Source organism: Streptomyces sp. NPDC091271 (assembly GCF_044757505.1).
In the GTDB taxonomy this organism is placed as follows: domain Bacteria; phylum Actinomycetota; class Actinomycetes; order Streptomycetales; family Streptomycetaceae; genus Streptomyces.
Genome location: NZ_JBIVVD010000006.1, coordinates 149,926 through 170,746, shown reverse-complemented (window position 1 = coordinate 170,746; position 20,821 = coordinate 149,926). Strand labels below are relative to the sequence as shown.

General features: G+C 67.1%; 22 protein-coding genes and 2 pseudogenes. 8 read left to right on the top strand and 16 right to left on the bottom strand.

Annotation, left to right across the window (positions count from 1 at the left end; all coding sequences use genetic code 11):
• Positions 1-174 precede the first annotated feature (174 nt).
• Complete coding sequence (locus ACIQM3_RS24925) at positions 175-2,466, top strand: ATP-binding protein (RefSeq protein ID WP_401627693.1); 2,292 nt, start codon at positions 175-177, stop codon at positions 2,464-2,466.
• Here the strand turns inward: ACIQM3_RS24925 and ACIQM3_RS24920 are convergent.
• A complete protein-coding gene (locus ACIQM3_RS24920) occupies positions 2,451-2,915 on the bottom strand; it encodes a response regulator (RefSeq protein ID WP_401627691.1) in 465 nt (154 codons plus the stop codon). The genes ACIQM3_RS24925 and ACIQM3_RS24920 overlap by 16 nt on opposite strands.
• Positions 2,912-4,684, bottom strand: a complete 1,773-nt coding sequence (locus tag ACIQM3_RS24915; protein ID WP_401627689.1) for a PP2C family protein-serine/threonine phosphatase — start codon at positions 4,682-4,684, stop codon at positions 2,912-2,914. Before ACIQM3_RS24915 ends, ACIQM3_RS24920 begins: the two co-directional genes overlap by 4 nt.
• 338 nt (positions 4,685-5,022) lie before the next feature.
• Between ACIQM3_RS24915 and ACIQM3_RS24910 the strand changes: the two genes are divergently transcribed.
• Both ACIQM3_RS24910 and ACIQM3_RS24905 read left to right on the top strand, forming a co-directional pair.
• On the top strand, positions 5,023-5,883 hold the full coding sequence (locus tag ACIQM3_RS24910) for an alpha/beta fold hydrolase (RefSeq protein WP_401627688.1): 861 nt from the start codon (positions 5,023-5,025) through the stop codon (positions 5,881-5,883).
• A gap of 38 nt (positions 5,884-5,921) precedes the next feature.
• Positions 5,922-6,230: a hypothetical protein gene (locus ACIQM3_RS24905; protein ID WP_401627686.1), complete on the top strand. Its 309-nt coding sequence runs from the start codon at positions 5,922-5,924 to the stop codon at positions 6,228-6,230.
• Between the two features lie 134 nt (positions 6,231-6,364).
• Here ACIQM3_RS24905 and ACIQM3_RS24900 read toward each other — a convergent pair whose 3' ends face one another.
• The 3 genes from ACIQM3_RS24900 to ACIQM3_RS24890 all read right to left on the bottom strand — a co-directional run bounded on the left by ACIQM3_RS24900 (position 6,365) and on the right by ACIQM3_RS24890 (position 10,181).
• Positions 6,365-7,198 carry a PIG-L family deacetylase gene (locus tag ACIQM3_RS24900; protein ID WP_401627684.1) on the bottom strand — a complete coding sequence of 278 codons (834 nt, stop codon included), beginning with the start codon at positions 7,196-7,198 and terminating at the stop codon, positions 6,365-6,367.
• Positions 7,199-7,609: 411 nt separating this feature from the next.
• Positions 7,610-9,037, bottom strand: coding sequence for a PA14 domain-containing protein (locus ACIQM3_RS24895; RefSeq protein ID WP_401627682.1), 1,428 nt, complete (start codon positions 9,035-9,037; stop codon positions 7,610-7,612).
• A gap of 466 nt (positions 9,038-9,503) precedes the next feature.
• The gene (locus ACIQM3_RS24890) at positions 9,504-10,181 is read right to left on the bottom strand and encodes a DUF4232 domain-containing protein (RefSeq protein WP_401628368.1); all 678 of its coding nucleotides are present in this window, start codon (positions 10,179-10,181) and stop codon (positions 9,504-9,506) included.
• Between the two features lie 407 nt (positions 10,182-10,588).
• On the opposite strand from ACIQM3_RS24890, the gene ACIQM3_RS24885 reads away from it, so the two are divergent.
• Positions 10,589-11,230: an SMI1/KNR4 family protein gene (locus tag ACIQM3_RS24885; RefSeq protein ID WP_401627680.1), complete on the top strand. Its 642-nt coding sequence runs from the start codon at positions 10,589-10,591 to the stop codon at positions 11,228-11,230.
• Positions 11,231-11,402: 172 nt separating this feature from the next.
• On the opposite strand, the pseudogene ACIQM3_RS24880 reads toward ACIQM3_RS24885, so the two are convergent.
• From ACIQM3_RS24880 to ACIQM3_RS24870, 3 genes and pseudogenes are all read right to left on the bottom strand, one after another.
• Positions 11,403-11,630: pseudogene (locus ACIQM3_RS24880) on the bottom strand (hypothetical protein); the annotation flags it as partial.
• A 123-nt stretch (positions 11,631-11,753) separates the two neighbouring features.
• On the bottom strand, positions 11,754-12,065 hold the full coding sequence (locus ACIQM3_RS24875) for an NIPSNAP family protein (protein ID WP_401627679.1): 312 nt from the start codon (positions 12,063-12,065) through the stop codon (positions 11,754-11,756).
• 332 nt (positions 12,066-12,397) lie between these two features.
• Positions 12,398-12,793, bottom strand: coding sequence for a winged helix-turn-helix transcriptional regulator (locus tag ACIQM3_RS24870; RefSeq protein WP_401627678.1), 396 nt, complete (start codon positions 12,791-12,793; stop codon positions 12,398-12,400).
• 158 nt (positions 12,794-12,951) lie between these two features.
• On the opposite strand from ACIQM3_RS24870, the gene ACIQM3_RS24865 reads away from it, so the two are divergent.
• The gene (locus ACIQM3_RS24865) at positions 12,952-13,683 is read left to right on the top strand and encodes an alpha/beta fold hydrolase (RefSeq protein WP_401627676.1); all 732 of its coding nucleotides are present in this window, start codon (positions 12,952-12,954) and stop codon (positions 13,681-13,683) included.
• 299 nt (positions 13,684-13,982) lie between these two features.
• Here ACIQM3_RS24865 and ACIQM3_RS24860 read toward each other — a convergent pair whose 3' ends face one another.
• The 7 genes and pseudogenes from ACIQM3_RS24860 to ACIQM3_RS24830 all read right to left on the bottom strand — a co-directional run bounded on the left by ACIQM3_RS24860 (position 13,983) and on the right by ACIQM3_RS24830 (position 17,223).
• The gene (locus ACIQM3_RS24860) at positions 13,983-14,384 is read right to left on the bottom strand and encodes a DNA-binding protein (RefSeq protein ID WP_050358426.1); all 402 of its coding nucleotides are present in this window, start codon (positions 14,382-14,384) and stop codon (positions 13,983-13,985) included.
• A complete protein-coding gene (locus tag ACIQM3_RS24855) occupies positions 14,381-14,629 on the bottom strand; it encodes a hypothetical protein (protein WP_401627674.1) in 249 nt (82 codons plus the stop codon). Before ACIQM3_RS24855 ends, ACIQM3_RS24860 begins: the two co-directional genes overlap by 4 nt.
• 363 nt (positions 14,630-14,992) lie before the next feature.
• Positions 14,993-15,606: pseudogene (locus ACIQM3_RS24850) on the bottom strand (nucleotidyl transferase AbiEii/AbiGii toxin family protein).
• Entirely contained in the window at positions 15,603-15,950 is a 348-nt protein-coding gene (locus ACIQM3_RS24845; RefSeq protein WP_401627672.1) for a transcriptional regulator, read from the bottom strand. Before ACIQM3_RS24845 ends, ACIQM3_RS24850 begins: the two are co-directional and overlap by 4 nt.
• 363 nt (positions 15,951-16,313) lie before the next feature.
• The gene (locus ACIQM3_RS24840) at positions 16,314-16,637 is read right to left on the bottom strand and encodes a hypothetical protein (protein ID WP_401627671.1); all 324 of its coding nucleotides are present in this window, start codon (positions 16,635-16,637) and stop codon (positions 16,314-16,316) included.
• On the bottom strand, positions 16,634-16,999 hold the full coding sequence (locus ACIQM3_RS24835) for a hypothetical protein (RefSeq protein WP_356709407.1): 366 nt from the start codon (positions 16,997-16,999) through the stop codon (positions 16,634-16,636). The genes ACIQM3_RS24840 and ACIQM3_RS24835 overlap by 4 nt, the downstream gene beginning before the upstream one ends.
• 29 nt (positions 17,000-17,028) lie before the next feature.
• Entirely contained in the window at positions 17,029-17,223 is a 195-nt protein-coding gene (locus tag ACIQM3_RS24830; protein ID WP_024490776.1) for a type II toxin-antitoxin system Phd/YefM family antitoxin, read from the bottom strand.
• Between the two features lie 510 nt (positions 17,224-17,733).
• Here ACIQM3_RS24830 and ACIQM3_RS24825 point away from each other — a divergent pair.
• Positions 17,734-18,735: a hypothetical protein gene (locus ACIQM3_RS24825; RefSeq protein WP_401627669.1), complete on the top strand. Its 1,002-nt coding sequence runs from the start codon at positions 17,734-17,736 to the stop codon at positions 18,733-18,735.
• A gap of 346 nt (positions 18,736-19,081) precedes the next feature.
• Here ACIQM3_RS24825 and ACIQM3_RS24820 read toward each other — a convergent pair whose 3' ends face one another.
• On the bottom strand, positions 19,082-19,549 hold the full coding sequence (locus ACIQM3_RS24820) for an NUDIX hydrolase (protein WP_401627667.1): 468 nt from the start codon (positions 19,547-19,549) through the stop codon (positions 19,082-19,084).
• 18 nt (positions 19,550-19,567) lie between these two features.
• Between ACIQM3_RS24820 and ACIQM3_RS24815 the strand changes: the two genes are divergently transcribed.
• Entirely contained in the window at positions 19,568-20,347 is a 780-nt protein-coding gene (locus ACIQM3_RS24815) for a GntR family transcriptional regulator (RefSeq protein ID WP_360779953.1), read from the top strand.
• Positions 20,348-20,485: 138 nt separating this feature from the next.
• Positions 20,486-20,818, top strand: coding sequence for a hypothetical protein (locus ACIQM3_RS24810; protein ID WP_030295466.1), 333 nt, complete (start codon positions 20,486-20,488; stop codon positions 20,816-20,818).
• The last annotated feature ends 3 nt before the right edge of the window (positions 20,819-20,821 follow it).

Sequence of the window (20,821 nt, the reverse complement as noted above, 5' to 3'; positions counted from 1 at the left end):
CCGTTCGGTTCCCTTTCGACCAGAGCCTTCGTGGGGAGGGGCCGCTGTCCACCGCCGCCGTGAGCGCCGACACGCGCCCGCGGCACACCCTCCGCCGCGGGTCGTCGTGGAAGGATCGCGGCGATCCGGACGTCCGACCGGACCGGATCGAGAACTCGGTGCGTGGGAGAAGAGATGTCCCTGCCGGAACCGCCGGAACCGGAGCGCGAGGCCGAAGCCGCGGCGGCCATCGGCTTCGACCTCAGCGAATGTGTCCGGGAGCCCATCCACCGTCTGGGCATGATCCAGTCCCACGGCACCCTGCTCGCGGTGGAGGCCGATACCGGCATTGTGGACACCGCAGCCCTGAACACGGCCTGCCTGTTGGGTATCGCCGCCGAGGAGCTGGTCGGGGGGCCCATCACGCGGGTGCTGTCCCCCGAGCACTGGGCCGAGGCGCTCGAGGTCGGTGCCCAACACGATGCGGCGAGCCTGGTTCTCCCTGTCTCCATCGATGTGGCGGGCGCCCCCCGGATGTTCGACGTGACCGCTCACCGGCAGGGGCCCCTACTGGTCCTGGAGTGTGAGTCGCGTGCCGCCGCGGCTCCGCACTTCGCGCACTTCTACCAAGGGGTCCGGCGAGCTCTGACGCGTCTGCGGTCCTCGACGACGGCGGCCGAGTGCTGCCAGGCGGCCGCCCGTGAGATCCGGGCGCTGACCGGCTTCGACCGGGTGGTCGCCTACCGCTTCGACGGAGAGAACGGGCCAGGAGAGGTGGTCGCGGAGGACGTCGCCGAGGGCCGCGAGCCCTGGCTGGGACTCTGGTTCCCCGCCAGCGACATCCCGCCCCAGGCGAGGCGGCTCTACCGCGACAACTGGATCCGCGCGATCGCCGACGTGGACGACGTCAGTGTGGGCCTGCACCCTCCGCTCCGAGCCGATTCGGGCCTGCCGCTGGACCTGTCGAACTCCGTGCTGCGCACGGTGTCCGGCTTCCATCTGGAGTACCTGCGGAACATCGGTGTGAGGTCGTCGATGTCGGTGAGCGTCCTTCGGGAGGGCGAGCTCTGGGGGCTGATCGCCTGTCATGGCTACACCGCTGTCACCATCCCGCCGGAACTGCGGGCGGCATGTGAGTTCTTCGGCGTGGCCTTCTCCCTCCAGCTCGCGGTCATCGAGGAACGGGTGCAGGCCGAGGCTCTCACCGCGTCCCGCGAGCGCCTCGACCGGATCATCTCCCGGGTCACGTCCGACCTGGAGGACTCGCTCCTGGCAGGTGACGACGCCCTCAGCACACTGCTGGACGCGGACGGTGCGGTGCTCTCCCGCGGCGGCAGCAGCACCATCAGCGGGATGAGCGTTCCACCCGCTCTGCTGGAGGCCCTTCAGGAGCGCGCGGCAGGGCCGGCACCCGGCACGGTCTGGAGCACGGACCGCCTCGCGGAGGAGCCGGACATTCCCGCCCACGCGGTGGAGGACGGTCCGGCGGGGACCCTGATGGTGACACTGAGCCGTTCGGGCGACTTCCTCGCCTGGTTCCGCAGGGCCCGTCCGACCGCCCGCCAATGGGCCACCGACCCCTCCAGACCCGTCCAGGTCGGGCCGCGAGGCGAACGGCTCACCCCTCGCGGGTCAGGTGCCGTGTTCCGCGCGGTGGTGCACGGACAGTGCCTGCCCTGGACACCGACCGACCGTGCCACCGCGCAGGAACTCTGGCGCACGCTCACGGGAGTCGTGCTCCGGCACGAGGCGGAACTCGCGGCGCTGAACGAACAGCTGCGCATCACCAACTCCGACCTCGACTCATTCGCCCACGTGGCAGCCCATGACCTCAAGGAACCGCTTCGAGGCATCTCCAACGCCGCGGCCTTCGCCATCGAGGACGCGGCAGCGGAGCTCGACGCCACTACCGTCCGCCGACTGCACACCATGCGGCGACTGGCCGGCCGGATGGACGACCTGCTCGACTCGCTGCTGCACTTCGCCCGACTGGGCCGAGGCGGGCTGCACCGCACCCGTGTCCCCCTGGACCGGGTGCTGGACTCCGCTCTCGACGTGGCCGGTGAACGGCTGGCCGATGCCCACGTGCGGGTCGTAAGACATGACCTGCCGGAGGTGTACGCCGACGAGAACCGGCTCTACGAAGTCCTGGTCAACCTCCTGGTGAATGCGGCCAAGTACGCCGCCGACCGCGACGATCGCACGGTCGAGGTCCTGGTCGACACGCTCCGCCCACCGGCAGGCGGGCCTCCCCAGCAGACCGTCGTGGTCAGGGACAACGGCATCGGCATCCCGCCGGGGCAGCAGCAAGAGGTCTTCGAGCTGTTCCGCAGACTGCACGGGCACGGCGAGCGCGGGGGTGGCACCGGCGTGGGACTGGCGATCGTCAAGCGGATCGTCGAGCGCCACGGCGGCGAGCTGTGGCTCGACAGCGAACCAGGCCGCGGGAGCACCTTCTTCTTCACTCTCGGTCAGGAAGGAGGCTGAGCGGCGGGACCCTCCTCCTCACCCTTCGCCCTTCCCTGCCAGTAGTCGACTGCCCCCTTCAGTACCGCCTGGAAAAGTTCGAAGTTGACCGGCTTGTAGATGTAACTGTCGGCGCCTGCCGCATAGGTCGTGTCCACGTCGTCCGGCCCGGTGGCCGACGTGAAGGCGACCACGGCCACGTCGTCCAGTTCCGGCCGGGAACGGATCGACCGCAGCACCTCGGCTCCCCCGGGACCAGGCAGCTTGAGGTCCAGAAGGACAAGCCCCGGCCGTCGGCCGGCTTCCAGCAGGCGCTCGACGAATCCCGTCCCCCGGTCGGTGAATTCCAGTGCCAGACCGGGGTGGGTGCGGCCGAGCGCCCGCGCGATGGCCTCGGCGTCCTCCGCCGAGTCCTCGACCACCCAGACGAGGTCGTGATCGATCCTCTGCTCCCCGGCAGCCCCGCTCATCCGACGAGCTCCGCCCGCGCGACCAGCACGGCGATGTCGTCGGCGCCCGTCGCCCGGAATTCCACAGCAGCCTCTGCCAGCCGCTCGGCGAACCCCTGGGCCTCACCGGTGCCCTCCTGCGCCACCGCCTCCTGCAGACGTGACTCGAAGAACGTCCCGTCAGCCGCTCTCGCCTCGGTCACGCCGTCGGTGAACATCACCAGCGCGTCTCCCGGCGCCAGGTGCACCGACCCGGATCCGTACTCGATCTCCTCCAGTACGCCCAGCAGATCCCCGTGGGCCGGGAGCTCCTCCACGGTGCCCTCCTCACGCCGCACCAGAGGCGCCGGATGCCCGGCACTCCAACAGCGCACACGGAACCCCTCTCCGTCGGGTGCCAGCACCGCTACGAGCGCCGTCACGAAGCGGGACGTACCCTCCCTGACCAGGGCCTCGTTCAGCCGTCCCAGCGCGTGCTCGGGCGTACTGCCGTCCTCGAGAAGGGTGCGCAGGGTATGGCGGGCCAGCCCCGTGAGGGCCGCCGCCTCCGCCCCGCGACCGCAGACGTCACCGATGAGGAGGGTCACACCCCCCTGCGCCCCCGGCACGGCGTCGTAGAAGTCACCGCCCACATCGAGCGAGACGTCACCCACTTCGTATGCGGAACTCAGCGTCAGCCCCGGAATCCGCGGCAGCTCCCTCGGCAGGAGATGTCGCTGGAGGGAGACCACGTGAAGGCGCCGCTGTTCGTACAGGGTGCTGCTGTCGATGGCCAACGCGGCCCGGTCGGCCAGACCCGCGAGGAACCGCGAGGCCCCCTCGGCCACGACCACCCGGTGGTAGATGAAGGTCAGGGTGCCCAGGGCCCGGCCCCGGGCATGGAGCGGGTTCACACTGATCGCATGCACGGCACGGCCCGCCCCGGACGAGGCCGGCCCGAACGGTCCCCCCTCCAGCTCCTCACCCTTCAGTACCAGTGCCTGCCCGCTGTCGAGTACCCGCTGCAGCACATCCGTCAGCCAGGTGTCCTCGGCCGCGACCCTGCCGAGCCACTGCTGCTCACCGGCGTCCATGTGCGCGAAGGACACGGGCGTCAGCCCTTCGAGCAGACCCAGATGCACGACGCACCCCTCGGCGATGGCGGGAACGGCCGTGCGGGCCACCCGTCGCACGGTGCTCCTCACATCAAGGCTCGAATCCATCTGCAACGACGCCTCCGCCAGGAACGCGTCGCTCACCTGACGCACCTCGTCGTCGCGCCGCGCCGTGATGCGCCTGTCCGAGACCATGGCGACCTCGGCCACCTGCTTCAACCGCGTCCGCAGCGTCGCATCGACTGTGTCCCTGCCCGCGGTGCCGACCATGAACGACGCCCAGCCACCCTGTCCCAGCGGCACGGCACACTCGGCCACGCTCCGCGCTCCGGCTGCCGCCAGCACCTGGACATGCGGCATGGTGCCGTCGAGCTCCGACACATCGTGAACCGTGACAGCCGGGTCACCGTGCGGAGCCCCGGCAGCGCCGGATTCACCGTAATCCTGTTCGATTTCTACGCGTGACGGCATCGGCTCCGCCGAAGTGACACTGCGCAGGTAGTGCAGCAGTCCGCCGCTCCAGCGGGTACCCACGACGGTCAGTACGCCGGGCATACGGAGCAGCATGGCGTAGAGGGAATCGGACAGCCCCGCCACGTCCTGCGCCGTCTCGGCGACACGCCAGAGCTCATGCAGACGGCCGGACCACCATCCGTCATCCGTCTGACGGGAAGCTCTGCCCTCGTGCTGCTCCACCGCTGATCCGCCGTCCCGTATCGCCACTGTCGGCCCCGGCCCATCAGGGGAAACGCTATGCCAACCCGAGGCCGAGCGCCTCCAGGCGCGGTCGGCCCGGGCGGTCACGAGGACCGGCTGCCCGACGTGGGTGACGCACCGCGAGGTGGCCGATCCCCGCAGCCGGCGCGGCAGCCCCGGAGCGAAGCTGTCCCTAAGGGCACGGACGGGGCGCGCCGGCGAAACTCTCGTCCTCGGCGTATCCGTCGAAGGGAAGCCCGCTCTGTTCGCAAGCATTGACTTGCCCGTTCATGCCGCAACTCCATACGCACAGCGCGTGAGTGAGCGATGCTGGGGGGATGTTCAAGGACTTCGCATCCGAGCAGATCCACGTCGAAGGAGCATCGATCTTCACCCGCTGGAGTGGCCAGGGACCTCCGGTCCTGTTGTTGCACGGCCACCCCAGAACCTCCGCGACATGGCACCGAGTCGCGCCTCAGCTGGTCGAGCGGGGGTTCACCGTCGTCTGCCCCGACTTGCGGGGATACGGACGCTCCCGGGGCCCGGCACCCACAGCGGACCATGCGGGTCACTCCAAACGCGCGGTCGCCGCCGACATGGTGGCAGTCATGCAGTCGCTCGGCCACTCCCGCTTCCTGCTCGCCGGGCACGACCGCGGCGGAGCGGTGGCCCTGCGGCTGGCCCTCGACCATCCCGATGTGGTCGCACGGGTGGCGCTGATCGACTGCCTGCCCATCAGCGAGCACCTGTCCCGTATCACCGCGAAGTTCGCCACGAAGTGGTGGCACTGGTTCTTCTTCGCGCAGCCGGAGATCCCCGAGCGTGTCATCAACGCCGACCCGGACGGCTGGTACCGCGGCGACCCGCGGAGCATGGGGCAGGAGAACTACGACGAATGGCGCGAGGCCACCAGGAACCCTGATGTGGTGCGGGCGATGCTGGAGGACTATCGCGCCGGGCTGACCATCGACAAGCGCCACGAAGAGAGCGACCGTACCGCCGGTGTACGGATTCAGTGCCCCGCGCTCGCTCTCTGGTCGCTCCAGGACGATCTCGAAGACCTCTACGGCGACCCGCTGAAGGTCTGGCAGCAGTGGGCACCCGACCTACGAGGCCACGGAATCGACTCGGGGCACCATGTGGCCGAAGAGGCTCCGGATGCGCTGGCCGCCTCCCTGGGCGACTTCTTCGCCGACTGACCGAGGGGCACGCGCGTCACCCCAGGGAGGGAAGGACGATGGCGGCGGCGGCGCTCAGCAGCCCGGTCATCTGCGCGCGGGTGACCTTCTCGTTCAGCAGCGTGAGGCCGAGGACGGTGGGCCGGACCTGCGCAGTGGCGCAGCCGGCTGTTCAAGATTCGGCTTCCGCCGTCGTACGGCTGCTCGTCATGCTGGCGACGAACGCCATGGACGTACCGCGGCAGGACGGCTTCGTCGACCGCAGGCCGGGCATGGAGGCACACGCGCAGGTGATCCTTTCGCGCTTCCCGGACGGCTCGCAGTTCCTCACGAACACCCGCGACGGCGACGACCACCCCGAGAGCTGAAGTGGGGTGTCCGGCTCGGCTTCCCAGGAGTTGCCGAGCGGGGGTCACCACCAGCAGCTGTCTGCACGCGTGGCCACCGGACCGGTGGGGAGGTCCGACGAGGTCGACGAGCTGTCCAGGGCCCGTGTGGGCGGTCAGCGCAGGCCGGCGAAGAGATCGGTCTCGGGTACGGCCGCACCCGTGGCGTCCCTGACGCGTACGAAGGTCTCCATGCCCATCAGCTCGCCGAACCGCTCCTTGCCCATCTTGAGGAAGAAGATGTTCTCGCCCTGACTGGCGTGCGCGGCCAGCGCATCGAACTTCTGACCGCTGAACGCGGTGGTGTCCACCCAGGTGGTGATCTCGTCGTCGGGGAGGCCGATCTCGGCCATCGCGGCCTCCTCGGCAGGATCCGGCTCCGGCGCGTCCTCATTCAACTCGCGCATGGTCTCCCCGAACCGCTGCATCATCGAGCGGGGCATCGTCGTCCAGTACACCTTCGGTGTCAGCGCGGTCATCTCCAGCGCCGCCATCGTGATGCGGTGGGCCTGGATGTGGTCGGGGTGGCCGTAGAAGCCGTTCTCGTCGTAGGTGACGACCACATCGGGCCGGTAGTGCCGCATGAGTTCCGCGAGCCGGGCGGCGCCTTCCTCCACGGGGGTCTGCCAGAAGGATCCGGGGGCGTCGTTGCTCGGCCAGCCCACCATCCCGGAGTCGGCGTAGTCCAGCATCTCCAAGTCGCTGATCTTCAGCACCTCACAGCTCGCCTCGAGTTCCTGACGGCGCATGGAGGCGACGGCAGCCGGATCGTGCCCGGGTTCGCCTGGCTTCGTGCCTCCGGGACCGTCACCGCAACCGCCGTCGGTACATGTCACAAGAACCGTGCGGATGCCCTCCGCCGCGTACCGCGCGAGGACCCCTCCCGTTCCGGTGGCCTCGTCGTCGGGGTGAGCGTGTACCGCCATGAGCGTCAAGGGCCGGTCAGTCATGGAAACAGTCCTCCTGCAGAACTACGTGCTGGTCCGAGTGCGCGGCGGGCGTACCGCCATCCTGGGGCCCGGGCCCTGGTGAGGCGGAAGACCTTGTGGTCTCCGTGCTCCCCGCCCGTGCGGCGCCGGTCCCCCCGGTTGCAACCGTGCCGGCCGTGCCGGCTGTTCCCGGACCGGCCGACCGGCGAGATCCGTGAGGTTCACGCAGCGGCCTGCACCGGGCGAACGAGGCATGGCGTACCTCGGAAAGCCTGGGCTGTGATGCCGTGCTCGGTCGGCCGGGAAGAGGCCCTCAGGTACGAGGAAGCCCCGGGCCGCCGGCCTGGGGCTTCGGCACGTGGTGGCACGGCCTCCCGTGCGGCGTCGATGAGACGCCGTCTGCGGGCCTTTGTCGTGTGTTCCCCGTGACCGTCAGCCGACCGGCATGGTCACGGCACGGATCTCGCTGTACGGCGAGTAGTTCCCGGCCGCGTCAAAGGTACGGGCTCGGTATTCATGGGTGCGCCCGTCGGCGGGCAGCGGGTCGCAGACGGTGGCCGTGGCGCCCAGGCGCGGATCGTAGCCCTTGCGCAGGACGACCGACCAGGGATCCGTTCCCGCTGTGCGGCGCTCGATCGCGAAGCCGGTGAAGTCGCGGATCGGGGCCGGCGTGTAGTCGGTGGAGGTCGCCTGTATGCCGCTCGCGCAGGAGCCCAGGGTCAGCTCGGGGGCGTAGACGGGGGCGATGCCGTCGGGGATGTCGAGCCAGAGCTCGTTGGTGGCGGTGGCGTCGAGCCAGCCCGGGTTGTAGGTGGTGGTGCCGCCGTCGTTGGTCACGAGTACGCGGTAGTGGCGGGTCTCGCCGTCGGCGACGACGGGGCCGGTGGTCCAGGTGCTGCCCTTGGTGGTGCCCAGGGGGACCCAGACGTAGGAGCCGTTCACCTTGTCGTTGCTCAGGACCGTGTAGCGGTCGAAGTGCGGCTCGGTGTTGAGGGGCCACTTCATGGTGACCTTGCCGGTCGCCTTGTCGTAGGTGCCGGTCAGTGAGGTGACGACGGGCAGTGGACGGACGATGGTGTCCGTGCTGCCCGACGAGGTGTTGCCCGCCTTGTCCTTGGCGCGAATCTCGTAGTAGTAGGGCGTGCGGTCGTCAGGGTTCACAAGGGGGTCGGTGTGGCTGCGTGCGGTGGTCGTGGTGACCCTCGTCCAGGTGCCGGAGCCGACGGGCCGCCGATACAGGGAGTAACTCGCCAGGTCCATCTCCTTGTTGGCGGACCAGGAGACCGTCGTCCTACGGGTCGTGGTGTTGTAAGCGGTCTTCACGCCGGTGGGGGCAAGTGGCTTCGTCCTGTCGTACGTGGCCGAAGTCCGGGGTGTGTACGCGTACGTGACCTTCGCGGCGCCGGTCCAGTTCACGTAGTCGACGCGGAGGGCGTGCTTGCCGGAGGGGACGGTGAGGTTGACGCTCTTGGACCGGGCGGTGTCACCGGTGCCCTTCCACAGGTCGATCTTGCGGACGCCGTCCAGGTAGACGCGGACGCCGTCAGTGGCGGAGGTGGTGAACGTGAAGGGACCACCGGAGCCGAAGTCGCGGGTCACCGACCAACGGACACCGAAGTTGTTCGACGGCACGCCGGAGACCGGGCCGCCGGACCAGTTCTGACTGATGGCGCTGTCGCAGTCGGTCCTCACCGGGGAGCCGGAAAACGAGGTGTTCTTGTAGAACGTCCGCTTGTATACGTTGGTCGAGCAGGTGACGTCGGCGGCTGCCGCCTGCGGGGCGGATACCAGCAGGCTGCCGAGGACGACGGCGGACATGACGCCACCGGTCCGGGCGGCGACGAGACTCTTCAGGTGCACGGGGGCCTTTCGCGCTGTGCGGGCAGAACGTACAGCGTGGAGACCCACGGGGTGGGAGGAAGGTTGCACGACGCGCCCGGTGACGTGAAGGAGCGCAACGGCGGAGAAGGGGTCAGCCGTACTGCTGAGAGGCTGAACTGCCCGTGCGACGGCCACGGGAAGAACACGCGCAGGGCTCCTGGCCACGGGCGTGGCCGAGAGCCGCCCTCACCGCAGCACCCCAAGGCCGTGACAGTTCCAGGCAACAAAGAAGCCCCTGGCCACTGGCCTGGGGCTTTTTCATGGAGCGGGTGACGAGAATCGAACTCGCGCTCCGAGCTGGAGGACCAGCGGTTCTCGGGACGTCGAAGGCCCATCTGACTGGACACGCCATCGACGAGGCGCTCCCCAGGGGCGCGGGAATGACTGCGCTGACGGAGGCCCTGGTGTGGAGCGCGATGTCGACGGTGCTGGTGCCGCCGGTTCGTCAGACGATGACGGGGACGGCCTCGGCGCGGTCGGTGGCCCAGTTGGTGACGATGGGCTTGTCGACGGTGGCGGTGTCGGGGAGCTTGAGTTCGGCGGGGTCGGGATCGTCGTTGGTGGTGGCGATGATGACGTTCTCGAATTCCTTGCCGCCATCGCTGTTGGTGGTCTTGGGGCTGATACCGGTGTATGCGACGGCGGAGCCGGTGAGCTTGATGGGGTCTGCGCCGCCCTGTCCGACAGGGGAGGCGACGCCGTCGGCACCGGAGCCGAAGGACACGCTGGGGGTGTTGACGTCCAGGTAGCAGGTGATACCGGACTTGGCCTTGGCGGTGACGAGGTAGTAGCCGCCGGCCTGGGACTCCGAGGTGACCGTGAAGTCCAGGTCGTTGGTACCGCAGGACTGCCCGTAGCCGCTCTTCTCGCTGTCCCCGGAGTCGCCGGTCTTGTCATCGGGGACGCCGGATGCGGAGGAGCCGCCGGAACCGGCCGCGCTGGCGGAGAGGCTGTTGCCGGAGGAGGGGCTGTCGCTCCCGCCGCTGCCGGCGGAGGGGGCCGAGGAGCTGCTGGTGTCCTTGACGTCGTCGGCGCTGCAGGCGGTGGTGGTGGCGGCGAATGCCGTCACGGCTGCAGCAGCGAGGACGAGACGGGTGGAACGGGCGGCGAGGCGGGAACGCATCATGATCTCCAGCGGCTGTCGTTTGCGGTGCTTCCTGCTTGCACCGACGACACTAGGGCCGAGGCGATCTTGAAATGATCCGGGACATGTCCGGGTTCTGTCTCAGCGACATCGGTTCCAAGGATCGGGGTCGATTTTCACCACCCCGGCTCAAGGGGGATGGCTTCTGGCCGGGCCGACTGCCCGAACTGCCCCTCACCGGGGGCGGTGGTCGAGTGGCAGCCGGGAGCCTGGGAGCCGTGTGTGCCCGCCGCTGCTCGCTCCGTAGGGCACGGGTGGGCCAAGGCACCAGCAGGTCGGCAGCGCGCGAGCTTGTCGGAGGGAGGCCCCAGTCGGCTGCATCGGGTTACGACCACCGGCTGTCCGTGCACGGAAATTGTCAGTGCCGGGCGGCAGGATGCCGTGCCATGACCGCACTGATCAGTGAGTCCTGGACGCGAATAGAGAATTGGTTGGCCGAGCACGCTCCGGTGACCTACACCGCGCTGGCGCCGCCCGCAGATGTGGCGCACATCGCCGCGGCCGAACGCGTCATCGGCCGGCCGCTCCTCAAGCCCTTGGTGACGTCACTTCTGCGACACGACGGCCTGCTCGACCAGTGGAGCTCCCTGATACCCGGGTCCTACAGTTTGGTGAGTACACGTCAGATAGGGGCTGAGTGGGAACTTTTCACCAGCTTCCACGACAAGCCCGCCGCAGACGAGAAGGGCGACGAGGTGGACTACGACTTCATGAAGATCGGGGTCAGTAGCGTCCTGTACGGCGATCCGCAGTTGATTCCCATCGCGCGGGAACTCGGCGGGGGCTACCTCGTCCTGGACCACCGTCCCGAGATCGACCGGGGTCGCGTGCACGAAGCCGAGTCCACGGAGGGCGTTATGCGCAGACCACACGAGATGTGGACGTCCCTGCCCGCGCTCATGGACGCGATCGCCACGTCTCTTGAGACCAACCAGCCCCTGAACGACTACACACCCGCAGTGGATGAGAATCAGAGGCTGTGCTGGGATTTCATACCGTTGTGTGGCCGGACCTCGCATCGGCCATGACGCGGCAGCGGATCGTGGGTCGCTTTCAACAGACCCGCCCTACCTCGTCTTCAGCTGGGCCACTGGCCTGGGGCTTTTTCATGGAGCGGGTGACGAGAATCGAACTCGCGCTCTGAGCTCGGAAATCACTGGTTCTCAAACGGTTGTGTTGGCTCTGACCTGTATGTTTGGCCGAGACGTGCGAGCCGCCGAAGATCTTAGAGCGGGCCTCGGCGAGCTCCTCGTCGCTGAAGCCTCCGTGCTCCCTCTCGTGCCGGCGAAGGCCGTCGCACAGCAACTGGTGCCGGATCGGGCGGGCCACTGCTTCCGCCACGCAGCCGGAAACGTTGTCCGTGAGCTTGCGCAGCTCCGCCACCTGATCGCTGGGGAGCGTGACGGTGATGCGAGTCGCTGAGGACATAGACGAAGCATGCGGTGTGCGCCGGGAGGATCAGGTCATGACCTCGAACCCCACGGCGGTAGCTGTCATCGCAGCGCTGGGCTCAGCTGCTCGGCGGGATCGCGCCGCATGCCTCCCGCCGGTCTAGGACAGGCCGTCGAGCGGCCTGAGGAACCGGCGCTCGTAGCGCTTGATGCAGCGGGTCTCACGAGCCAGGTCGAACGCTTGCTGGCACTCCGAGTCGGACATGCTGTCCGAGCGGTACTGCTCGTACGCGGCCAGACTGGGGAAGGAGAACAAGGCGTAGGCAATGTCGCTGTCGCCCTCACTCGGCAGGAAGTAGCCGTGGTGTGTCCCGCCGAACCGGTCGACGAGCCGGACCCAGCGGCGACCGTACTCCTCGAAATCCTCAAGCTTGTCAGCGTCGATCTCGTACTTCAGGTGGATGGTGATCATGCTTGCATCATGCCGTGTGACGGACGGGCACCCGTACGATCGGGGCCGGTGGCGAGGGCACCGGGCACGGATATGGCCCGGCGGACGCAAAGAAGCCCCCGCCGCTGGTCTGGGGCTTCTTTATGGAGCGGGTGACGAGAATCGAACTCGCGCTCTGGGCTTGGGAAGCAGGCGGCACCCATCCCCGTGTATCGCACCTGACCTGCGGGAACGTGCACCGGTGACATCGTCCCGGCTGTTCCGTCAGCCCCCTTGGTGACCGCTGCTTACCGCCCCTTCTGGCACGTGTGGCAGGGGCTCCCGTACGGGCAACTGCTCGGCCGGGGCCGGGGTCAGGCGGGCGGGGTGTCGGGGCGGGCGTCGTACGCGGCGCGGGCGGCGTCGATGTGCGTGAGGTGGGTGATGCTCCACTCCAACAGGGGCGCGGTGGCTTCGCGGAGGGTCCTGCCCATCGGAGTGAGATCGTAACTGACGTGCGGTGGCATGACATTGCGGACGGTCCGTGTGAGGATCCCATCGCGTTCCAGGCCGCGAAGGGTGACGGTGAGCATGCGCTGGCTGATCCCGTCGACGGCCCGCTTGAGTTCGGTGAAGCGGCGTGGCCCCTGGCTGAGGTTGCGCACGATCAGCAGCGACCACTTGTCGCCGACGATGCCGAGCACTTCACGGGCCTGGCACGGGTCCTCCGCCCGTGCCGCCCTCGACTCGCCGCCCGCTGTGCCGTTCATGGTTACCTCCAGAGAACCAGGGCACGTAAATGTGCCTTATTGATCGGGGTGTGGCAGATGCAGCACGATGATTACGGTTCCCGAAGAGTACCGAGGCACAAACAGGAACCATGATGTCCCCGTGCCGACACGCCCCGAAGAGGAAGAGAAATCCCCTCATGGCAACTTTTCTGCTGGTACACGGCGCCTGGCACAGCGGCCGGTGCTGGGAGCGGGTGGTCCCGCTGCTGGAGTCGGCCGGACACCGCGTGTTCGCGCCCTCGCTGACCGGCTACGGCGACAAGGCACACCTGCTCGGCCCCGAGGTGGGGCTCGACACGCACGTCCAGGACGTCGTAGAGCTGATCCACGAGGAGGACCTGAGCGAGGTGGTGCTCGTGGGGCACAGCTACGCGGGGCTGGTCGTCTCGTCCGTGGCCAACGAGGTGCCGGAACGGATCGCGCATCTGGTGTACCTGGACGCGATGGTCCCGGAGCACGGCGAGACCGCCGTCGACGTGCAGCCCATCACCCAGAACCTGATCGACCTGGCCGCCAAGTCCGACAACGACTGGCGCATCCCGCCGCTGCCCGAGATGCCTCCGCCCCTCGGGCTGTTCGGGGTCACCGACCCGGCGGACATGGCATGGCTGCGTGCGACGCTCTCCGACCAGCCGGTGCGCTGCCTGCGGCAACCGGTCCGGCTGGACAACCCCGCCTTGGACTCGGTTCCGCGTACGCACATCCACTGTGTCGGCGCCGAGCCGGAAGGCATCGTGCGGCGGCCTGTCCCCGCGACACAGCCCAACGGCTCCCCGGCACGGATACGGGAACTGCCGACCGGACACGACTGCATGATCACCATGCCGTCGGACCTGAGCGAACTGTTGCTTGAATCCACTCTTAGTTAGCAGCCTTCTGGTGCGGATCTGGTGCGGTCCCCCTGAACGGGCCAGACAACAGAAAAGCCCCCGGCCGTTGGCCTGCGGATTTTTCATGGAGCGGGTGACGAGAATCGAACTCGCGCTCTGAGCTTGGGAATCAGCGGTGCTTGGGCTGCTAAAAGGGCTCTGACCTGCGGTTTCGGAACGGGCAGGTGGATGGCTCCCGGTCTCTGGGCGCCGTATCTGACCGCTGTTGTCGGCTCTGCTGGGCACGGATGGGGCACGAGGGTTGGCAGTGCGACGCGTGCTCCGGGCGGGCCGGCTGGTCAGAGGGGGATGATGCGGACTTGGTTGCCGCAGAGCTTGGTCATGTCATCGCTGTCGGAGGTCAGCAGGGCGACCGGTTTCGGCTGGCGGAGCGCGACCTCGGCGACCGTGGCGTCGATGGCGTACTTGTGCCCGTGCAGTCCGGCACCTTTGAGGAGCTCAGCCGCCGCTTTCGCCGCCTGCTCGGTGACCGGCTCCACCTTGACACGGGACAGGGCCCAGTTCAGGCGAGGCATGTTAGTACGGGAGTGGGTGACTTCCACGATGGTGTTCGCCCCGATCACCAGGTCGGCTCCCATGTCGTGGAAGACCTGCAGCATCGCGAGGAGCTTGCGGTCCTGCGCGATCCAGGCGGAGAGTCCTTCCGAGTCCAGGACAACGGTTTCGATGCGCTCGCTCACGCGGCGTCCGCGTCCTTGGAGGTGCCGGCGGCACCGAAGATCTTCGAACGGGCCTCGGCGAGTTCCTCTTCGCTGAAGTGTCCGTGTTCTTCCTCGTGGCGGCGAAGGTCATCGCCCAGCAGTTGGTGCCGAATCTGGCGGGCCACGGCTTCCGCCACGTAGCCGGAGACGTTGTCCGTGAGCTTGCGGAGCTCCGCCACCTGGTCGCTGGGGAGCGTGACGGTGATGCGAGTCGTTGAGGACATAAGTCAAAGCATACTGGAGTATGCACATGCTGGCTCGGGTCTCAGGGCCCCAGCCATTGACCAGGGCCTTAATCAAAGAGCGGGTGACGAGAATCGAACTCGCGCTCTGAGCTTGGGAATCAGCGGTTCTTGGGCAGACGCAGTGCCTTTGACCTGCATGTTCGTCCGGGCGGGGCGAGGTTGGCGCGCGTCTCTGGCCACTGCTCTTGACCGCTGTTGTCCGCTCCGAAGGGCACGGACAGGGCACCGTCGCTGAGGTCTGAGCAGCCTGATGTGCATCCTGCTGAGCGCCCGGTCTCTATGTAGCCATCAGTCTTCGTGCGGAGCTTCCAGTTCTTGGAGTCGTTCGCCGATGTCGTCGCCTCATGCCTGTGCCCACTGCCGTAGCCCGGTGATTGCTTGCTCGTCGAGGCCGTAGGCGGCGAATTCTGTGTCGTCGATCCAGTCGGATCCGCCCAGTCGGGCTTGCAACTCGCTCAGCTCGAAGGAGTCGCGCGCATGGCGCCGCCCGAGCTCTTCGAGTTCGACATGGCTCCAGCGGTCCGCAGCGGCCTGCACGTCGATCAGGTCTCTGGCGAGTCCGCGGTCGGCGAGTGCGCGGACCTTGGTCCCGACGACATCTTCGAGGGACAGCACCAAGCCGTGCTCTGTGTGTACGGGTGGCCGCCAGAGTGCTTCCTTGAGGATGTCGACCTCGCACTCTTCACGGCTGACGGGATCGGTGACGATCAGGCGTGCGGAGAGCGGGTCTGTTTCCAGAGCGCTGACCTGCCACCCGCGTTGTTCCAGGCCAGCGCGCACGGCAGCAGCGATGTCCTCCATGCGAGGTTCTCAGTCGCGACGTCGAGGTCTTGGCTGAGCCGGTCGACCAGACCGTGGGCCTGAACCGCGTAGCCGCCGGTGAGCGCCAGAGGGTATGCACCGCCTACGGCGAGCACATCTGCAGGCAAGCGACGGTGCAGGTCGGTGAGGTTCACGCAGCGGCCCGGGCGCTGTGAGCCAACTCGTCGAAGGAGCGTTCCCAGACTTCACGAACATCACGGCTGATCAGTGTGCGCAGTGTGGGCCACAAGCTGACGAGGAGGCCGCGATTGAGATATCGGACCAGATCATCGTGCTGGCCCTCGGCCAGGACGATGCGGTAGTAGCTCATCCGCAGCCGGGGCTGGTCGAGGTCGAATGTGGTCAGTCCCGACCACGCCAGGTGAAGCGGCAGGCTTACTGTGCCGTGCTCGGGGCCCGCAAGCTCGGACAGCGCTGCGGGCACACGCCGGGCGAACTTGGCACGGCGGAGATCGGAAAGGCTGGGCTGTGATGCCATACCTCGATTATCCGGGGAGAGGCCACCGGGGCCGACCGGACGGTGACAAGGTGCGGCATACAAAGAAGCCCCCGGCCGCTGGCCTGGGGCTTTTTCATGGAGCGGGTGACGAGAATCGAACTCGCGCTCTGAGCTTGGGAATCAACGGTTCTTGGGCTGCCAGAGGGTGCCTGAGCTGGGGTTTTGCAGCGGGCAGGTGGATGAGCCCGTGCCTCTGAGAGCCGTATCTGACCGCTGTTGTCCGCTCTGCTGGGCACCTGGGGCACGTCGGCGGCGGGTCATCAGTCTGAGGTTCTGCGCTGGAGCGGGTGACGGAAACGGAACGGGACCACCTGTGCTGCAGATGCTCCGGTGGCGCAGACGTCAGGCCCAGAAGGCTTCGGTGACGACGATCTGGGGATCGGCGTGGCGCCGCATGAAGGTGTAGATGAGCCAGCCGCGTCCGCCGGCCAGGTCCACGATGTGAGGGCCGCCGGGGCTTGTAGAGGCCAGAGGTCGGACGGTCATCCAGTGCGGGAGCGAGGCATCGGCGTCGATCCCCCGGAAGTACGGGTCTTCGGCCGTGATCAGTTCCGCACGGGCACTCATGATCAGGTCGCTGCCTTCGGCGGGCATGTTCTGGAAGTCGTGCTGCGCCTGCTTCGTCCAGTCCATTTCCCAAGGCGGCCGGAGTGGTTCGTCGATCACTCTCCGGGCTTCCTCTCAGCGGCTTCGTGCCGGAGGCGGCTGTACTCCTCCAGAAGCCGGAGGGACTCCTCGGGGTCCACGGACTTGGCGGCGCGGGCTTCGAGGTCGCGAAGGTGCGAGTCGAGAACGGGATTCCGCGCGATGGCGTACTGCGTCCACCACAGGCGCATGAAGGCGGGCACGGGCGTGATGTTGAAGGCGTCGCCGATGACGCGCTTCCAGTGCGCCTCAAAGTCCGGGAGGAGGTGCGGAGTGTGTTCCTGAATCGCCAACCGAAGTGCCTGAGGCGTGCGTTCGGGCATGGGCGGCAACCGCAGGGGTTCCCCCTCGTAACCATCGAAGTGGAGTGCGTGGGCGGGCATGGTTCGTGCTCCTTGGTGTGGAGGGTGGGTCAGGCCGCCTCGTGTCGGTCCTCGTGTGGCTGGCGCCCGCGGGCCATCTGCTCGAACCACTCGGCCGGCACCAGGTAGGCGACCGTCTTGCCCTTGCGGGTGATGGCGGCGGCCTCGCCGGCGATCCGGGTCCGGTCCAGGATCTCGCCCATCCCCTTGCGCAGGTCGATGGTTGTGTACGTCTTCGTCTCCATATGCCGAAACATATAGCAACTATCATAGTTGACATACATGCCCGTGGGGTGCGACGGCTGGAGGAAGCCAACGGGCACGTCGGGTGCAGGGTGAGCGCGGGGTGCCTGATCGGGCTTGTGGCAACAAAGAAGCCCCCGGCCACTGGCCTGGGGCTTTTTCATGGAGCGGGTGACGAGAATCGAACTCGCGCTCTGAGCTTGGGAATCACGACCCCCTTCGGATCGATCGTGCCGTTGACCAGCTACGAAAGTCCCTAGCCGCCTCTGCACCCCGGATCCCAGGAGGCCATTGGTGACCGTGGTTTGCCGCCCGATCTGGCAGGCAACTGGCACGCCGTCACCGCTGCGCGCTCGATCACGCCCAGGGTCGTGGGCGCCAGTTGCGGCGGACCAAGTGCATGCCTACATACAACGGCATCATGCAGGCACTGAGTGCCATTTCGGGCAAACGGCTGACAGGGCCGTCTAGTCGGTTATATTCTCCCGCTCCCGAACAGTCAGGAGTGCACAATGATTCTGCGTGAGTTCTTGTACGTAGATACCGACAAAGTCAGGGCCATGTTGGCGCAGTTGGATGGTGGAGTGGCCGAGGAGACTCGGGATACCAGTAGCACCGAAAAGAAGAACACCCTTGGGCCGAGAAGCATGGCCCAACACTTGCAGGTGACTGGGACCGAGACCTATACGCAGAAATCTCTCGGCGATGCGATCTTCCCCACGCTTGAAGATGCGCTGGAATCCGAGGGTCTACTGCGAGACATCTCGGAAGAGGTGGCCGAACTTTCTGAGTGGACGTCGGGTAATCTGCGCAGCATCGCCCCGCCGGGGTCGCTCGTTCGAATTACGGCCAAAGGTTCTCTGTTCGATAGTCGTTACAGCGCGAGCGTCTTTGCTGCTTTCGCCTCTGCTGCAATCGGTCTTCAGGGCTTGGGTGTTGACCTGGGGCCTGTTGCCAAAGCGTCTGCGGGTAAGGGGAGGCCGGGGCAACAGTCTGCGCGCCCACCGAAGCGGAATCACGTCGAGGTGGATCGGCAGTTGGAGGATTCGATCCCTGACTTCACAGGCCCGGGAGGTGTAGACGCAGATTCTCTGAGGGCTATCATTCGAATGGCGAGGGGGATTTTTGCTCCAGGACTTCACATCAACCTGTCCCCGGTTGATTCGGGCGAAGTTATGATCGGGTCGCGCCTCCAGGAGGGGCGGCAGTACCTCGACACTGAGGCCGATATTCTGTTCGCGCGATATGGTACTGAGCCTCAGGAGTGGACGCTGGTTGGCAGTGTCGGAAGTTACGGTCCCGAAGATACGACAATGCCGGACCTGAATTTCGTTCATCCGGGAGGTTCGGTTAATCGGGGAGCTTTCGCAGATGGGATTAATAGCCTCATGAAGCATTTGGGCGGAATGGGGTTTATCGATCTGCCGCAGTATCCTGGATTCTCTCTCATTCCGTTCGCTGTATATCGCTCGATTCCACGGAATTCGAGTGCGCTGGCTCTAGGGGAACGATAGGTCGGCGGAGCGGGTTTGGCCGGTGTCCTGCCCGGTTTGGGGTCGAGCATGATCAGGGGGCCGTACGCTGGCCGGCAACTCGGGCAGGCTGTGATCCTGCCCGGAATTTGAACGAGTGGCCCCCTGGTCTTGCTCGACGCGGGACCCGAACCGGGGAGGTGGCTAAAGCCGTGGAGCCGACCGCCCCAGCCACAGCGGGTTTCTCCCCACCATGGTGCTCGCTCCAGCCGCGCGACCGGCGTAGCCGGGGCCAGAGCGGGCCGAAGGCAGGAGCGTCAGGCCCCGGCGGTGAGCCGGGGAGCGCGCGGCGAGCGGAGCGAGCCGCCTTGATGAAGTAGGGAAAGTTCTACCGCGCTGGGAGCAGGTGCTTGCCGTCGTGGCTCCGGACGTGGGGGCCTGTCTCATCGAGGGCGTCCAGCAGGCGGATCGCGTAGACCTCGGACATGCGCTCGGTGATCTGTTCCGGGGTGAGCCACTCGACTGCGGTCGACTCGTCGGACGTGCGCTCCGTGCCTCCGGAAGGCTTGCACCGGAAGACCATGGCGACGACGCCGCGGCTGGTGTTCTTGTAGACGCCCGTGAGCTGGTCGACCTCTACGTTGATGCCGGTCTCTTCCCAGACCTCGCGGCTAACCCCCGCCTCCGGGGACTCCTCCAGCTCCAACACCCCGCCCGGCAGCTCCCACTTCCCATTGTCCGCCCTGCGGATCGCCAGGAGCCGACCGTCCTCGCGCACCACCGCCCCCGCCACGGACACACTGTGCTTCGGCGTTGACGCGGCTTCTTGGGCGCTGTTACTCATGTACAGGAGCATAGGAGAGTGAGTAGGACGATGGGAACAGCAGTAGGAGGTGGCAAGTCCGTACCTCGATACGTTCAGATCGCCGACGAGATCGTTCAGCAGATCCGGGCCGGTGTCCTCAAGCCGGGTGACATGGTGCCGAGCGAGTCCGAGTTGGTCGACCGCTACGGCGTGGCCGGCGGAACGATCCGCAAGGCCATGGTGGAAGTCCGCGCGAGCGGCCTGGTGGAGACGCGGCACGGCAAGGGCTCCTTGGTGAAGGCCCGGCCCCCCGTGCGTCATCGGTCCTCGGACCGGTTCCGGCGCTCGCATCGCAAGGGCGGGAAAGCCGCCTACCTCGCCGAGTCCGAGCAGGCCGGGGCGACCGCCAAGGTCAGTGTCCTGTTCATCGGCCCCGCAGATGCCCCCGACGACATCGCTGAACGCCTCGGCGTCGATGCCGGGGACAAGGTGCTGGCCCGCCGCCGCCTCTACTTCCGGAACGGGACTCCGGTGGAGACTGCCACGTCGTACCTGCCGTGGGACGTCGTGAAGGACATCCCGGAGCTCTTCTCCGAGAACCCCGGCCCCGGTGGGATCTACGCCCGGCTGGAGGACGACGGCCACGTCTTCGCGGAGTTCGTCGAGACGCTCCAGGCTCGGCCGGCCTCCAAGGCGGAATCCTCGGAGCTGGCGTTGAGCCCCGGTGCTCCGGTCGTTCACCTCATCCGCGACGCCGTCACCGAGGAGGGCCGCGTGGTCGAGGTCTGCGACACACTCATGGCCGCTGACCAGTTCGTTTTCAGCTACCGCATCCCCGCCGCCGACTGACACGCGCTCAACTCACCTCAACCCGCTGCGACTTCTTCTTCGCGGCGGGTTGACTCATGTATAGGAGTGGTGCACTCTTCTTCATGTCACTCATATACATGAGTGATGGAGTCAAGCACTTCTAGAGGAGTGATCTCTGTGCGTGTGATCCCCGTCGACATGTCCGGCATGACGATGCTGACCGCCCAGCCCCCGCAGCCGAAGCTCAAGGACCGGAAGACCGGTCAGATCGCCGTCGACGTCGAGACCGGCAAATCGCTGATGACCGTCGGCATCCTCTTCGTCGGCCACGGGATGGCGGAGGTGGTCTCCGTCGTCGTGGTGGAGGACGACATCTCCGGCGAGCTGACGACCGGTACCCCCGTGGCCGTCACCGGCCTGATCGCCAAGCCGTGGGAGAACGAGTTCAACGGCCAGAAGAAGCACGGGATCTCCTTCCGCGCTGCCGCCCTCACCTCGCTGGCGGGCTGAGCG

Excerpts from the sequence above, each read along its gene's own strand:
- ACIQM3_RS24835 (WP_356709407.1), bottom strand. The coding sequence starts at position 16,999 with ATGCCCGCCCACGCACTCCACTTCGATGGTTACGAGGGGGAACCCCTG.
- ACIQM3_RS24910 (WP_401627688.1), top strand. The coding sequence starts at position 5,023 with ATGTTCAAGGACTTCGCATCCGAGCAGATCCACGTCGAAGGAGCATCG.
- ACIQM3_RS24820 (WP_401627667.1), bottom strand. The coding sequence starts at position 19,549 with ATGCTCCTGTACATGAGTAACAGCGCCCAAGAAGCCGCGTCAACGCCG.
- ACIQM3_RS24920 (WP_401627691.1), bottom strand. The coding sequence starts at position 2,915 with ATGAGCGGGGCTGCCGGGGAGCAGAGGATCGATCACGACCTCGTCTGG.
- ACIQM3_RS24905 (WP_401627686.1), top strand. The coding sequence starts at position 5,922 with ATGGCGGCGGCGGCGCTCAGCAGCCCGGTCATCTGCGCGCGGGTGACC.
- ACIQM3_RS24900 (WP_401627684.1), bottom strand. The coding sequence starts at position 7,198 with ATGACTGACCGGCCCTTGACGCTCATGGCGGTACACGCTCACCCCGAC.
- ACIQM3_RS24855 (WP_401627674.1), bottom strand. The coding sequence starts at position 14,629 with ATGTCCTCAACGACTCGCATCACCGTCACGCTCCCCAGCGACCAGGTG.
- ACIQM3_RS24870 (WP_401627678.1), bottom strand. The coding sequence starts at position 12,793 with ATGAACGGCACAGCGGGCGGCGAGTCGAGGGCGGCACGGGCGGAGGAC.
- ACIQM3_RS24830 (WP_024490776.1), bottom strand. The coding sequence starts at position 17,223 with ATGGAGACGAAGACGTACACAACCATCGACCTGCGCAAGGGGATGGGC.
- ACIQM3_RS24815 (WP_360779953.1), top strand. The coding sequence starts at position 19,568 with ATGGGAACAGCAGTAGGAGGTGGCAAGTCCGTACCTCGATACGTTCAG.
- ACIQM3_RS24825 (WP_401627669.1), top strand. The coding sequence starts at position 17,734 with ATGATTCTGCGTGAGTTCTTGTACGTAGATACCGACAAAGTCAGGGCC.
- ACIQM3_RS24865 (WP_401627676.1), top strand. The coding sequence starts at position 12,952 with ATGGCAACTTTTCTGCTGGTACACGGCGCCTGGCACAGCGGCCGGTGC.
- ACIQM3_RS24925 (WP_401627693.1), top strand. The coding sequence starts at position 175 with ATGTCCCTGCCGGAACCGCCGGAACCGGAGCGCGAGGCCGAAGCCGCG.
- ACIQM3_RS24890 (WP_401628368.1), bottom strand. The coding sequence starts at position 10,181 with ATGCGTTCCCGCCTCGCCGCCCGTTCCACCCGTCTCGTCCTCGCTGCT.
- ACIQM3_RS24875 (WP_401627679.1), bottom strand. The coding sequence starts at position 12,065 with ATGATCACCATCCACCTGAAGTACGAGATCGACGCTGACAAGCTTGAG.
- ACIQM3_RS24845 (WP_401627672.1), bottom strand. The coding sequence starts at position 15,950 with ATGGCATCACAGCCCAGCCTTTCCGATCTCCGCCGTGCCAAGTTCGCC.
- ACIQM3_RS24885 (WP_401627680.1), top strand. The coding sequence starts at position 10,589 with ATGACCGCACTGATCAGTGAGTCCTGGACGCGAATAGAGAATTGGTTG.